The sequence below is a fragment of the Pandoraea sp. 64-18 genome, assembly GCF_001899225.1.
In the GTDB taxonomy this organism is placed as follows: domain Bacteria; phylum Pseudomonadota; class Gammaproteobacteria; order Burkholderiales; family Burkholderiaceae; genus Pandoraea; species Pandoraea cepalis.
The window spans coordinates 626,734-640,165 of record NZ_MKVU01000020.1; the positions used below are offsets into that span (position 1 = coordinate 626,734).

12 protein-coding genes are annotated in these 13,432 nt (G+C 64.5%); 8 read left to right on the top strand and 4 right to left on the bottom strand.

Annotation, left to right across the window (positions count from 1 at the left end; all coding sequences use genetic code 11):
* Positions 1-156: 156 nt before the first annotated feature.
* From BGP02_RS19960 to yacG, 7 genes are all read left to right on the top strand, one after another.
* On the top strand, positions 157-1,449 hold the full coding sequence (locus BGP02_RS19960; protein ID WP_026132106.1) for an HlyC/CorC family transporter: 1,293 nt from the start codon (positions 157-159) through the stop codon (positions 1,447-1,449).
* 113 nt (positions 1,450-1,562) lie between these two features.
* A complete protein-coding gene (locus BGP02_RS19965; RefSeq protein WP_286799074.1) occupies positions 1,563-2,759 on the top strand; it encodes a GspE/PulE family protein in 1,197 nt (398 codons plus the stop codon).
* A 117-nt stretch (positions 2,760-2,876) separates the two neighbouring features.
* Entirely contained in the window at positions 2,877-4,097 is a 1,221-nt protein-coding gene (locus BGP02_RS19970; protein ID WP_261939701.1) for a type II secretion system F family protein, read from the top strand.
* Positions 4,094-4,936 (top strand): prepilin peptidase, encoded by an 843-nt coding sequence (locus BGP02_RS19975; RefSeq protein WP_017234740.1) that lies wholly within the window; start codon positions 4,094-4,096, stop codon positions 4,934-4,936. The genes BGP02_RS19970 and BGP02_RS19975 overlap by 4 nt, the downstream gene beginning before the upstream one ends.
* Positions 4,933-5,547 (top strand): dephospho-CoA kinase, encoded by a 615-nt coding sequence (gene coaE / locus BGP02_RS19980; RefSeq protein WP_017234741.1) that lies wholly within the window; start codon positions 4,933-4,935, stop codon positions 5,545-5,547. Before BGP02_RS19975 ends, coaE begins: the two co-directional genes overlap by 4 nt.
* Positions 5,548-5,687: 140 nt before the next feature.
* Entirely contained in the window at positions 5,688-6,443 is a 756-nt protein-coding gene (gene zapD / locus BGP02_RS19985) for a cell division protein ZapD (protein ID WP_017234742.1), read from the top strand.
* Between the two features lie 4 nt (positions 6,444-6,447).
* Positions 6,448-6,642, top strand: coding sequence for a DNA gyrase inhibitor YacG (gene yacG, locus BGP02_RS19990; RefSeq protein ID WP_017234743.1), 195 nt, complete (start codon positions 6,448-6,450; stop codon positions 6,640-6,642).
* A 123-nt stretch (positions 6,643-6,765) separates the two neighbouring features.
* Here yacG and BGP02_RS19995 read toward each other — a convergent pair whose 3' ends face one another.
* From BGP02_RS19995 to secA, 4 genes are all read right to left on the bottom strand, one after another.
* A complete protein-coding gene (locus BGP02_RS19995; RefSeq protein WP_017234744.1) occupies positions 6,766-7,239 on the bottom strand; it encodes an NUDIX domain-containing protein in 474 nt (157 codons plus the stop codon).
* Positions 7,240-7,349: 110 nt separating this feature from the next.
* Positions 7,350-8,231 (bottom strand): ATP-binding protein, encoded by an 882-nt coding sequence (locus BGP02_RS20000; protein ID WP_017234745.1) that lies wholly within the window; start codon positions 8,229-8,231, stop codon positions 7,350-7,352.
* A gap of 206 nt (positions 8,232-8,437) precedes the next feature.
* Positions 8,438-9,667 (bottom strand): bifunctional glutamate N-acetyltransferase/amino-acid acetyltransferase ArgJ, encoded by a 1,230-nt coding sequence (gene argJ / locus BGP02_RS20005; protein ID WP_286799075.1) that lies wholly within the window; start codon positions 9,665-9,667, stop codon positions 8,438-8,440.
* A gap of 163 nt (positions 9,668-9,830) precedes the next feature.
* Positions 9,831-12,626 (bottom strand): preprotein translocase subunit SecA, encoded by a 2,796-nt coding sequence (gene secA, locus BGP02_RS20010; protein ID WP_017234747.1) that lies wholly within the window; start codon positions 12,624-12,626, stop codon positions 9,831-9,833.
* Between the two features lie 304 nt (positions 12,627-12,930).
* On the opposite strand from secA, the gene BGP02_RS20015 reads away from it, so the two are divergent.
* Positions 12,931-13,398: a DciA family protein gene (locus tag BGP02_RS20015; RefSeq protein ID WP_017234748.1), complete on the top strand. Its 468-nt coding sequence runs from the start codon at positions 12,931-12,933 to the stop codon at positions 13,396-13,398.
* Positions 13,399-13,432 lie beyond the last annotated feature (34 nt).

Sequence of the window (13,432 nt, forward strand, 5' to 3'; positions counted from 1 at the left end):
CATCATCGCGATGCGTCCAGGCCTCGAATCGCTTGGCGTCCAACGCATCAGGCTTGTACAGCGCACCCGGTGCCCGACGCGGCCGACCGCCGCATCCCCCTCTGCTATAGTGGCAACTCATTGCCACCCGCCCGTGCCATTTACGCACCCAAACGCTTGGAAGCCCTGCCCTTGTGGGCGCAGATTTGCGCCGTCGCCCTCCTGATCATCTGCTCGGGATTCTTTTCCATTTCCGAAACGAGCATGATGGCGCTCAACCGCCATCGCCTGAAACACCTCGTCCGGATGAACGCGCACGGTGCCAGGACAACGCAAGGCCTGCTCGCTCGCACCGAAGACCTGCTCTCGACGATTCTCGTCGGCAATAACGTCATCAATACCGTCGTCCCCGTGCTCACCACGTCGATCGCGGTGCGCTACTTTGGCAACGACGCAATCACGCTCTCGGTCGCAACGGCACTCATTGCGCTGCTCATCATCATCTTTGCCGAGATCGGACCGAAGATCGTCGGTGCGACGTATCCCGAACGCATTGCACTGCCGACGAGCCGATTGCTCAAGCCGATCGTGACGCTGGCCGCGCCGCTCGTGTGGGTGCTCAACGGCTTCGTGCGCGGCATGCTGCGCGTGCTGCGCATCGACACACGTCGCGCAGCCGGCGAAGTTCGTCTCACGACGGAAGAACTGCGCACCATCGTGCTCGAGGCCAGCAACTACATGCCGACCAAGCCGCGCAGTGTGCTGCTCAATCTGCTCGATCTTGAAAACATCGCGGTCGACGACGTGATGGTGCCGCGCGCGCGCATCGAGGCACTCGACATCTCGGCACCGCTCGACACGCTGCTCTCGCAGCTAGCGACCTGCTATCACAACAAGCTGCCGGTCTACGACGGCGACATCGATCGCGTCATCGGCATTCTGCCGGTGCGCCGCACGCTGGCCGCCCTGCAACACCCGGACGATCTCTCGGCCGACACGTTGCGCGCGTTGCTCGTCGAGCCGTATTTCATCCCGAGCGACACGCCCGCGTTGCGGCAACTGCAGTATTTCCAGGAGAACCATCGGCGCATCGGGCTGGTCGTCAACGAATACGGCGAAGTCGAGGGACTGCTCACCACCGAGGACATCATCGAGGAGCTCATCGGCGAATTCACGACGAGCATGCCGGGTACGGGGGGAAGCCGGTCAGGCTGGACCTCGGATGACGATTGCCTGGTCAGCGGCGGCGTAGGGCTGCGCGACCTGAATCGCCGACTGAACCTGCATTTGCCGACCGACGGTCCGAAGACGCTCAATGGTCTGATCCTCGAAGTGCTGCGCGAGATTCCCGAGGCCACCGTCAGCCTCGAGATCAGCGGCGTTCGCATGGAAATCGTGCAAATCGACAATCAGGCGATCAAAATGGTGCGCCTGTTCAAGCCGGGCACACGAACGCCGTCGCAGGATTGAAACGCCCTCGCTCACTGCACGTGACACCCGCCCATTTTTCGGGCAATTCCGATTGAGCCGCTCCAGGGTTTTGACGAGACTGACGTTTCACGCAGCACTCGTCAGACCCTGTCATGTCATTTCATTCTTCTGAATTCTCGGCCACGGCGACAACGACCGAGCCGCTCGCGGCCACGTCGCGCGCACCGCTCGACGCCACCACCCCCTTGCAGTTTCTCGAACAGATGCTGGGCGAGGCGGTTCGGGCTGGCGCGTCCGATGTGCACTTCGAGCCGATGGCACAACGCTTTCGCATTCGACTGCGGATCGACGGCCATCTTTACGAGCACTGCGATGTGCCGCTGCCGTGGCGCGACATGCTCGTCTCACGCCTGAAGGTGCTCGCCAATCTGGATATCGCCCAGAAGCGTCTGCCGCAGGACGGGCGCATGGTGTGGCGCGAAGCGGGCGAACCCGTGGAGTGCCGCGTCAGCGCATTGCCCACGCTGCACGGCGAGAAGCTTGTCGTGCGCCTGCTCGATGGCGCGAAGGTTCCGCTCTCGCTGGAAGGACTCGGCTACACGCCAAAGCAGTACCTCGCGCTCACGCGCGCCATTGCCCGACCACACGGCATGATTCTGCTGACCGGCCCAACCGGCAGCGGCAAAACCGTCTCACTTTACAGTTGCCTCAAGCGGCTCAACGACACCTCGCGCAATATCGTCACCATCGAAGACCCGGTCGAAATCCGCTTGCCAGGGGTCACGCAGGTCAATCTCAACGAGCGCGCCGGGCTCGACTTCGCGACCGCCTTGCGCGCGTTTCTTCGACAGGATCCGGACGTGCTCGTCGTCGGCGAGATTCGCGATACCCAAACCGCCGAGATCGCCGTGCAGGCGGCACAGACCGGACACCTCGTATTCGCAACCGTCCACGCGAACGACGCGACGAGCACACTCGCCCGACTGTTCGATCTCGGGGTCGCACCGTTCAATCTGTCATCGACGCTGCTGCTCATCAGCGCACAGCGCTTGCTCAGGCGTCGGTGCCCGGCGGGTTGCGAACCCGGTCGCGCGCCAGAGGACATCGCCCGGGCCGGCCCTCCCTGCATGCGCTGTCACGGCACCGGATTCGCCGGGCGCATCGGTGCGTTCCAGGTCATGCCGATCAGCGCGACGCAGGCGACCAACATTGCACAGGCCCGAAGCCCGCACGCACTCGCGGCGCAAGCGCAGCGCGAAGGTGTCATGACCCTGCGCGAAGCCGGTCTCTGGCATTGCGCGACAGGCACCGTAAGCGAGGAGGATGTCGATGCGACGACGCCCGCCTGATGCTCATCTACCGCGCGCGCGGACTAACACGTCGATGCCATCGGCACATGCCGCGTGCCAGGCCGCGGTAGGGTCGAGCCGCCTATCGCCGCGCGTCACAACGCGCAGGGGTGAACCATGTCGCGTATAACGCAGCCCCGCCGCTGGCACTGGCAAGGTCGCGATGCCCAGGGGCAACGCCGGCGCGGCGAGGTGCTCGCCCACGGTGAAGCCGCCGCGCGTTTGCTGCTGCGCGGCCAGCCCATGACGATCACGCATTTGCGGCCGGGTCGCCGGCATACGCCCTCCGGACGCGTCGGAACGGCAGATGCCACCGATCTGGTTCGACGCCTCGCCACGTTGCTCGGTGCAGGGGTGCCGCTCACGTCAGCCCTCGACGTACTCGCGCGTGGCGCCCATACGCGAGGGCTCAAGCGGCTCGCGTCCGATATCGGACTGGACGTCGGGCGCGGGCATCCGTTGGCACACGCGATGGCGCAGGCCAGCCACCGATTCAGCGGCGTCGACTGTCAGTTGATTGCCGCCGCCGAACTGAGCGGTCAGCTCGGCCCAACGCTGGCGCGTCTGAGTGCGCACTACGATCACACACGAACGGTGCGAGAGAAGCTCCAGCGCGCGCTTGCCTATCCGCTGACGGTGCTGGTCGTCGCATTGGCCGTCGTGATGGCGCTGCTGCAGTGGGTGATCCCGGAGTTCGAGCGCCTGTTCGCCAGCGCCGCCGGTGGCGGCATGCCCCTGCCGCCGCTCACGCGATGGCTCATCGACCTCTCGCGAGCGTCGCTGACAAACGGGCCGTGGCTGCTGGTCGGCCTGGGCACCGCCGGGCTGGTCGTCGCGGCGGCATTGCGCCGCAGCCCCCGAACGCGGCGTCTCCGGGATCGCCTGCTCTTGCAACTGCCGGGTGCAGGACGCATCCTGTGCATGCTGAGCGCTGCCCGGTGGGCCAGAACCCTTGGCACGTTGCTCGACGCGGGCGTCGCGCTTCCCGACGCGATGGACGCCGCTGCGAGCGCATGCGGCAACCTCGTCATGCAGCGCGCGGCGCACGACGTGCACCGGGAAGTCGCCCGAGGTGCCCGTCTGGCGACCTCGCTCGAGGCCAATGCACACTGGCCCCTGATCATCGCGCAACTGACCGTGATCGGGGAGGAATCGGGTACACTCGGGCGCATGCTCAACCAGGCCGCCGGCCTGCTCGACGAAGACGCTTCGCACGCGCTGGTCAGTGCCTGTGCGGCGCTCGAACCGATAATGATTACGCTTCTTGGCCTGCTGATCGGCGGCATGGTCCTCGCCATGTACCTGCCGATGTTCCAACTCGGATACGGTGTCGCATGAACGGTTACGCAGAGCTGCTACGGGTCGATTGGCTGGCGGAACTGGCACCTCACTGGCGCCTTGCGCTGTTCGCCGCCTTGGGCGTCGTCGCCGGGCTCGGTCTCGATGCCGTCGTGCGGCGCGTGCCCGCGGCGATCGAACGGGCGTGGCTGGAAGAGATGCAGGCAGTCGATGCCACGAACGCATCGGCCCTGCGCGCTCCCTTTCATCAAGCTGCCCCGCCGTCCGCCTCGATAGCGCTCACCGCCCCACTCGCAGCACCTCCCGCCCCGTTGGCAGACGCCGCCGCGCCTCGCCGCTGGCAACTCTCACTCCTCAGCGGCGCGTTGAGCGTCGCCGTGGCGTGGCGCTTCGGCCCGACCTGGCAGAGCCTCGGCGCACTCGGACTCGTCTGGACACTCATTGCGCTCGCGTACATCGACCACGATACGCAACTCCTGCCCGACATCCTCACGCTGCCGCTGTTGTGGGCAGGCCTGCTGTGCAACCTCGGGCACTGGTTCGCCGCGCTCCCGGCGGCGGTCGTCGGGGCCGCGACCGGCTACCTGAGCCTGTGGGCGTTGTATTGGGTGTACTGGTGGCTGCGTCGGCGTGAGGGCATGGGCTTCGGCGACTTCAAGCTCTACGCGGCGCTGGGTGCGTGGTTCGGCTGGACCGCCCTGCTACAGATTCTGCTGCTCGCCTGTGCGCTCGCCATCGTGATCGCCGGCACCGCCTGGCTCACCGGACGGCTGCGCAGCGATCAAATGTTTCCTTTCGGCGCCTTTCTCGCCGCCGCAGGCATCGCCACGCTGTTTGGCGGTAATGGCCTGTTGATCTGGATTGGAGGAACGCCATGACTTACGCCATCGGCCTGACCGGCGGCATCGGCAGCGGCAAGACGACGGTCGCCAACCTGTTCGCCACGCACGGCATCGCCATCATCGACACCGACGCCATCGCGCACAGCATCACCGCTCCGAACGGCGCGGCCATGCCCGCGATCCGGCGCGAGTTCGGCGACGCCTTTGTCGCCCCGGACGGCTCGCTCGACCGCGCACGCATGCGCGACGCCGTCTTCACGGACGATGCGGCCAGAGCGCGTTTGGAGGCCATTACCCACCCGTTGATTCGCACGGAGTGCGAGCGTGCCGCCAGCGACGCCCAAGGGCCCTATCTGATTTTCGTCGTGCCCCTGCTGGTGGAATCCGGGAAGTGGCGAGAGCGCGTGCAGCGCGTGCTCGTCGTCGATTGCACCGAGCAGACGCAGATCGCGCGCGTCATGTCCCGTAATGGCTTCACGCGCGACCAGGTGCAGGCGATCATGGCGCGTCAGGCAAGTCGGGCGCAGCGGCTCGCCGCCGCCGACGACGTCATCGACAACGATGCCCAGCATGCCCCACTCGCCCCACAGGTCGACCGTTTGCATGCGGCATATCTGAAGTTTGCGGCGCAGGCCGAAGGCCGTTGATCAACGGCGGCGCTCACTTGAACAGCGCCGCTCGCACGCCCTGCCTTCGATTGAGCGCCCACGCGCGTTGCGCCTCGACAGATTCCGGCATTAGAATGTCGCCATTACGCTGAAAAGCGCCAACTTCTGGGCCAACGCGCTTGATCCTGTACGAATATCCGCTCAACGAACGCATTCGCACGCTGCTTCGGCTGGAAGAGCTGTTCGGGCGCTTTGCCTTTTTCGTCGGGCAGGATCAGCCGCTCGATCATCACGCGGCGCTGATCACGATGTTCGAGATTGCCGACATCGCCGGACGCACCGACCTGAAGAACGAACTGGTCAAGGAACTCGACCGGCAACGTCAGACGCTGACCACCTATCGCGGCAATCCCGATATCGCCTCCGACGCACTCGAACAGTTCATCGGCGAAGTCGAGTTGGCGATCGCGAACCTCAACCAGATTCCCGGCAAGCCCGGCCAGCATCTGAACGACAACGAATGGCTAGCCAGCATTCGCAGCCGCTCGGTGATCCCCGGCGGCACGTGCCGCTTCGACCTTCCGTCGTATTACGCGTGGCGTCACAACGATGCCGAGCAGCGCCGTCAGGACATCGATAAATGGATCGGCCCGCTGTTTCCGATACGCGACGCCCTTGGCATCGTGCTGGGGCTCGCCCGGGAGTCCGGTCACGCCAGCAAGGCGATGGCGCAGCAAGGCAGCTACCAGCAGATGCTGACCGGCCGTGTCTATCAACTGATGCAGGTGAGAGTGGCGCCCGAGTTGCGGGTCATTCCCGAAGCCAGCGCCAACAAGTACATGCTGTGGGTGCGCTTCACCACACAGGACGGCGATCTCAAACCGCGTCCGGTCGACAGCGACGTGCCGTTCCTGCTCACGCTCTGCAATCTCTAAATCCATGACGACCGTCGTCAACTGCCCGACCTGCGGCAAGAAAGTGGTTTGGGGACCCGAGGCGAAATTCCGCCCGTTCTGCTCGGAGCGTTGCAAGCAGATCGACATCGGCGCTTGGGCGGCAGAGAAGTACACGATCCCCGCCGACTCGCCCGACGATCCCTCGCAAGACGCCCCGCTCGATCCGACGCAGCGCTGATGCCGCACAGCGCGCACGGACGACCCTCATCCCACCCAACGCAAAAGGCACCCTCGCGGGTGCCTTTTGTGCGTCTGGGAGCGCGCTCGGAACCGCGGCGTCACCGGTCAACCGGTCAATCGATCACTCGGCAGCGTCGCGACTGGCCGCTACGGCCGCCCCCGACGACTTTGCGGCGAGCTCCTCCGAGAGCCAGCTCAGCGGCGGCAGCGCCGCCGGCAGCAACGGCTCCACGCTCACCGGCGGGCGCTGCCATGCCAGTGCCTGCCCTTCCTTGCCGTGCGGCTCGCCCTGCCATGCGGTGACTTTGCAGAAATGCAGACGCACATAGGCATGGGGGTAATCGTGTTCGAGGACGCGCCACGGCGCGCAACGCTCCACCGTCACCCCCAGTTCCTCGTGCAGTTCACGCGCGAGCGCCGCGGCGACCGACTCGCCCGCCTCCAGCTTGCCCCCCGGAAACTCCCAATAACCCGCGTACGGCTTGCCCGCCGGACGCTGACCGAGGAGCACCGAGCCATCCGCGCGCACCATCACGCCGACGGCCACTTCCGTGATGGGACGCCCATCGGGCGCATATCGTTTCGACACTGTCATAGTCCTTCGCCATCCTTGCGCCATCTGCGCACTCTGCGCTGCCTGCGGATTTCCCGGTCGAACGGTGCATGTCATGGCCGATGGCCCACGGCGCCCCGCTCGACCGCACGTTACGAGGCGTGTGACGCACTCCGAAGCTTGCCCGCCCAGTCGCGAGCGAACTGGAAAGCCACGCGCCCCGAACGCGAACCGCGCTCGAGCGCCCAGATCAGGGCTTCATGACGCGCCGATTCCGTTTGATCCGCCGGCACGCCAAAATGCTGCAACCAGTGGCCGACGATCGTCAGGTAGTCGTCCTGCTTGAACGGGTAAAAGCTCACCCACAGCCCGAATCGCTCGGACAACGAGATCTTCTCTTCGATCACTTCACCCGGATGAATCTCACCGTCATCGGTGTGGCGATAGCTTTCGTTGTCCTTCATGTACTCGGGCAACAGATGACGGCGATTCGACGTCGCGTAGATCAGCACATTGTCCGACTGCGCGGCCACCGAGCCGTCGAGCGCAACCTTCAGCGCCTTGTAGCCCGACTCACCATCTTCAAACGACAGGTCGTCGCAGAACACGACGAAGCGCTCGGGACGCTGCGAAATCAGATCGACGATATCCCCCAGATCGACCAGGTCATCCTTGTCGACTTCGATCAGACGCAGGCCTTCCGAGGCGTACTGATTCAGGCAAGCCTTGATCAGTGACGACTTGCCCGTGCCGCGCGCACCGGTGAGCAACACGTTGTTGGCCGGCTCGCCATGCACAAACTGACGCGTATTCTGTTCGATCAGCCCTTTCTGGCGCTCGATATTCTGCAGATCGCCCAGCGTGATCGTCGACACATGCGCCACGGGCTGCAGAAATCCGCGCCCCTGTTTCTTGCGCCAGCGAAAGGCCACCGCGGCGCTCCAGTCGATCTCGGGAGTGGCCGGCGGCAACATCACCTCCAGCCGGGCCAGCACGCCTTCCGCGCGCGTGAGGAACTGCTCCAACTTGTCCATGCTTCGAAATCCCCGCGCCGCTCACGGGCGCTTGTGTCGATGCTTCGTCGTGTTGTCGTTTCCTTTCGCTGCCCGCCGCGGTGCTTTTGTCACCTGCCGGCGATGGGCCGATACTGCCGGCCAGTGCCGCTGACGCAGGGCCGACGCCGATCGGGCATCGACACGCGGCGCCCCCGGTGGGAGGCGCGCGGCGCTCGCGTCAGGGCTTAGGAACGGTAATCCGCGTTGATGCTCACGTAGTCGTGCGAGAGGTCGCACGTCCACAACGTGGCGGCGGCGTCGCCGCGCCCGAGCACCACGCGGACCGTGATTTCGCTTTGCTTCATCACGCGCTGTCCCTCTTCCTCGCGATAGTCGGCATTGCGGCCGCCCGCGCGGGCGACCAGCACGTCGTCGAGATAGAGGTCGACCTTGCTGACGTCGAGGTCGTTCACCCCCGCATAGCCGATGGCGGCCAGAATGCGGCCCAGATTCGGATCGGACGCGTAAAACGCCGTCTTCACCAGCGGCGAATGCCCGATGGCATAGGCGATCTGACGGCACTCCGCCACATCGCGGCCGCCCTCGACCGTCACGGTGATGAATTTGGTCGCGCCTTCGCCGTCGCGCACGATCAATTGCGCCAATTCCTGCGAGATCGACAGCAAGGCGTCGCGGAACGCGGCAAAGGCAGGCGTGTCCGTGCTGGCAATTTCCGGCAGATCGGTCTGACCCGTGGCCGCGACGATAAACGAATCGTTGGTCGACGTATCGCCGTCGATGGTGATGGCGTTGAACGAACGATCCGCCACGTACTTGACGAGCGCGTCGAGCACCGGCTGCGCCACGCGCGCGTTGGTGCCCACAAAGCCGAGCATGGTTGCCATGTTCGGCTTGATCATGCCCGCCCCCTTGCTGATGCCGGTGAGGACGAGGGTCTTGCCTTCGATCACGATCTCACGCGAGGCGGCTTTCGGCAGCGTATCGGTTGTCATGATCGATTGCGCTGCCTCGTACCAGTGCGCAGACGCCAGATTGGAAATGGCTTGAGGCAGACCGGCGACCAAACGGTCAACCGGGAGCGGTTCGAGGATCACGCCGGTCGAGAACGGCAAAATCTGGTTCGGATTGACCGACAGCAGCTTGGCGAGCGCGTCGCACGTTGCCCGCGTGGCGACCATGCCTGGTTCGCCGGTGCCCGCGTTGGCGTTGCCCGTGTTGACGACAAGCGCACGAATGCCCGCCTGCGCGGCCAGATGGGCCTTGCAGACCGTCACCGGCGCCGCGCAGAAGCGGTTCGTCGTGAAAACGCCTGACACCGTGCTACCGGAGGCCAGTCGCATGACCAGCACGTCCTTACGGTTCGGCTTGCGGATATTGGCTTCGGCCCAGCCCAGTTCGACGCCGGGCACGGCGCGCAGTTGGGAGGCTTCGATCGAGGGGAAATTGACGGCCATGTGGGTTCGCCCGCGAGAGATGAGCGTTACAGCTCCCGCCCTGGCGATGTCGGCACGACACTCCGCCGGGGCGGCGGTTGATCGGTGCGGCCGGTCGAAAAACCGGCGCTACAAACGACGCGGCGCCGATCCTGAGTCGGCGCCGCGTCGATCGGTTCACATCTTAAGACAGTTTGCCGTGGCAGTGCTTGAATTTCTTGCCACTGCCGCACGGGCAGGCATCGTTGCGACCAACCTTCGGCAACAAGTCGCCGCCGGCCATCGCCGCGCTTGCCGCCTGGGCCAGCGCCGAAACCACCGGACGCCCCGCGTCTTCGTCGATTTCGCCGTCGCCGCCCACCGTCTCGAGTTCGTCGTGCTTGAACTCGACGTTGATCAGACCGCCCGCGCTGTCGTCGAGCGCTTCCGTCGCCTGCTCGAGCTCCTCCTGCGACTGGATACGCACGTTCATGATGACGCGCGTGACTTCGAGCTTGATGGTCTCAAGCAACTGGGCGAACAATTCGAACGCTTCGCGCTTGTATTCCTGCTTCGGATTCTTCTGCGCGTAACCGCGCAGATGGATGCCTTGACGCAGGTGATCCAACGCGGCCAGATGCTCGCGCCAGTTGGAATCCACGCTCTGAAGCATGACCGAGCGCTCGAACCCCGAGAACGACTCGCGTCCCACCAGTTCAACCTTGGCCTGATACGACGCTTCGGCGGCGTCCATCACTTCCTTGAGGATGTCCTCGTCGTCGATTTCTTCCGAGCCTTCGATACGCGACTGCAGCGGCAAATCGAGCTGCCACTCTTCGCGCAGCACCGTCTCCAGCCCCTTGAGGTCCCACTGTTCTTCGACCGTACCGGCCGGCACGCAGGTGCGCACCAGATCCTGGAACACGCTCTGACGCATGCCGGCGATGGTGTCCGAGACGTCTTGCGCTTCGAGCAGTTCATTGCGCTGCTGGTAGATCACCTTGCGCTGATCGTTGGACACGTCGTCGTATTCGAGCAGTTGCTTGCGCACGTCGAAGTTTCGCGCTTCGACCTTGCGCTGTGCCGACTCGATCGAACGCGTGACAATGCCCGCCTCGATGGCTTCGCCTTCCGGCATCTTCAGCCGATCCATGATCGAACGAACGCGGTCGCCGGCGAAGATGCGCAGCAGCGGATCTTCCAGCGACAGGTAGAAACGCGACGAGCCCGGATCGCCCTGACGGCCCGAACGGCCGCGCAACTGGTTGTCGATACGGCGAGATTCGTGGCGTTCGGTACCAATGATGTGCAAACCGCCTGCCGTCTTCACCTGCTCATGCAGACCCTGCCATTCGTCCTGCAATTGCTGGATGCGGGCTTGCTTGTCCGCGTCGGACAGGCTCGCATCCATTTCGATGAAACCCGATTGCTTCTCGACGTTGCCGCCCAGCACGATGTCGGTACCACGACCGGCCATGTTGGTGGCGATGGTGATGACGCCCGGACGCCCCGCCTGCGCGACGATCTCGGCTTCGCGCGCGTGTTGCTTGGCGTTGAGCACCTGGTGCGGCAGCTTCGCGCTCGTGAGCAGTTGCGAGAGGTACTCCGACGTCTCGATCGACGTCGTGCCCACCAGCACCGGCTGACCACGCTCCACGCAATCGCGGATGTCCTTGATGACCGCGTCGTACTTTTCCTTGGCCGTCTTGTAGATCTGATCCTGACGGTCGATCCGCTTGGGCGGGCGGTTGGTCGGGATCACCACCGTCTCGAGGCGATAGATCTCGTTGAATTCGAACGCTTCGGTATCCGCCGTCCCGGTCATGCCCGAGAGCTTGGCGTACATGCGGAAGTAGTTCTGGAACGTGATCGAGGCCAGCGTCTGGTTCTCATGCTGGATCGAGACGCGCTCCTTCGCTTCCACCGCCTGGTGCAGACCTTCGGACCAGCGGCGACCGGCCATCAGACGGCCGGTGAACTCGTCGACGATGACGATCTCGTCGTTCTGCACCACGTAATGCTGGTCCTTGTGGAACAGCGTGTGCGCGCGCAGGGCGGCGTACACATGGTGCATGAGGGTAATGTTCTGCGGCGCATAGAGACTGTCGCCCTCGGCGATCATGCCCCACTCGGCGAGCAGTTGCTCAGCCTTCTCGTGGCCGCGCTCGGTCAGGAACACCTGACGCGCCTTCTCGTCGAGCGTGTAATCGCCCGGCACCTCGACGCCCGTGCCGTCCGACTTCTCTTCACCGATCTGACGCTCGAGCATCGCCGGCAAGCGATCCATCTTCACATACAGCTCGGTGTGATCTTCGGCCTGGCCGGAGATGATGAGCGGCGTACGTGCCTCGTCGATCAGGATCGAGTCCACTTCGTCGACGATGGCGTAGTTCAGCGTGCGCTGCACCCGCTGCTCGGTCTCGTAGACCATGTTGTCGCGCAGGTAGTCGAAGCCGAACTCATTGTTCGTGCCGTACGTGATGTCGGCCGCGTACGCTGTCTGCTTCTCGTCATGCGGCATCTGCGACAGGTTGATACCCACCGACAGGCCGAGGAAGTTGTACAGACGTGCCATCCACTCGGCGTCGCGCTGGGCCAGGTAATCGTTGACGGTCACAACGTGCACGCCCTTGCCCGAGAGCGCGTTCAGATAGGCCGGCAATGTCGCAACGAGCGTCTTGCCTTCGCCCGTGCGCATTTCGGCGATCTTGCCGAAGTGCAGCACCATGCCGCCAATCAGCTGAACGTCGAAGTGGCGCATCTTGAGGACGCGCTTGCCGGCTTCGCGGCACACCGCAAAGGCTTCGACCAGCAACGAATCCACGCTCGCCCCCTGGGCGATACGTTGCTTGAATTCCTCGGTCTTGCCGCGCAGTTGCTCATCGCTCAGCTGGGCGATCTGCGGCTCGAGGGCGTTGATCGCCGAGACGGTTTTCTGGTACTGCTTGATAAGCCGCTGGTTACGGCTGCCAAATACTTTTTTAAGAAGACCGGGAATCATCGGATCACTGGTTAGGGCGGCAAATGTCGTTCGCAATCGTGCAGTCGGTCGGCAAACTTCGCAACGCTTCAGGGGTTTTGCCCCACGCGTGCCGAATCGCCCAACGCGCCTGCGCGCTGCGGGTCACCGGTGTTTGGCACTCAGGCCTCTCGCCGGTTCGATACCTATACAAAAAAAGGATTCTAGCATGCTGTCATGGCGCGTCCCGCTGGCCTCGGACGCGGGCCGTCCGGCGTTTTCGGCGTTCGGACCGAGGTGACGCCCGATGGCGGGGTAAAATACGCGGCAACCTCTGTCTCATCATATGAAACGACCCAAAGCTCCCCGCGTTGCCCGCCCGCTCACCGATCTGCTGTGCGCCTCCGACGGCGCCGGCTCTTTGCTGGCCGCCGCCGAACAACTGGGTCGACTCGAGCGCGACGTACACGCGTTGTTACCCGCCGCGCTCAGCGGCAGCGTCCGGCTAGCACCGCCGCGCGAGGGCGCCCTGGTCTTCCTCGTCGCCAATAATGCACTGGCGGCTCGGCTGCGCCAGCAAACGCCGTCACTGATCGAGGGGCTGGCGACACGCGGTTGGCTGATTCGCACGATCCGGATCCGTGTGAGCATCACGGCGCCCGAACCCCAGAAGCCGCCCAAGGAGGCGCGCCTGTCCCGGCAGGGCCTTGTCAGCCTGCGCGATCTGCGCGACGCGCTGGAGCCATCCCCGCTTCGCGATGCCCTGGCTCGCCTGGTGGCCCGCCATTCCTACGGCGGTCCGCGCAAGCCTTGAATCCGTCGGTCGCCATGGCGCGACGCATTCAAGC

What these genes read in the sequence shown, in the direction of transcription:
- coaE (WP_017234741.1), top strand. Translation starts at nt 4,933, where the DNA reads ATGACTTACGCCATCGGCCTGACCGGCGGCATCGGCAGCGGCAAGACG.
- BGP02_RS20015 (WP_017234748.1), top strand. Translation starts at nt 12,931, where the DNA reads ATGAAACGACCCAAAGCTCCCCGCGTTGCCCGCCCGCTCACCGATCTG.
- BGP02_RS19975 (WP_017234740.1), top strand. Translation starts at nt 4,094, where the DNA reads ATGAACGGTTACGCAGAGCTGCTACGGGTCGATTGGCTGGCGGAACTG.
- BGP02_RS19970 (WP_261939701.1), top strand. Translation starts at nt 2,877, where the DNA reads ATGTCGCGTATAACGCAGCCCCGCCGCTGGCACTGGCAAGGTCGCGAT.
- BGP02_RS20000 (WP_017234745.1), bottom strand. Translation starts at nt 8,231, where the DNA reads ATGGACAAGTTGGAGCAGTTCCTCACGCGCGCGGAAGGCGTGCTGGCC.
- argJ (WP_286799075.1), bottom strand. Translation starts at nt 9,667, where the DNA reads ATGGCCGTCAATTTCCCCTCGATCGAAGCCTCCCAACTGCGCGCCGTG.
- BGP02_RS19995 (WP_017234744.1), bottom strand. Translation starts at nt 7,239, where the DNA reads ATGACAGTGTCGAAACGATATGCGCCCGATGGGCGTCCCATCACGGAA.
- BGP02_RS19965 (WP_286799074.1), top strand. Translation starts at nt 1,563, where the DNA reads ATGTCATTTCATTCTTCTGAATTCTCGGCCACGGCGACAACGACCGAG.
- secA (WP_017234747.1), bottom strand. Translation starts at nt 12,626, where the DNA reads ATGATTCCCGGTCTTCTTAAAAAAGTATTTGGCAGCCGTAACCAGCGG.
- yacG (WP_017234743.1), top strand. Translation starts at nt 6,448, where the DNA reads ATGACGACCGTCGTCAACTGCCCGACCTGCGGCAAGAAAGTGGTTTGG.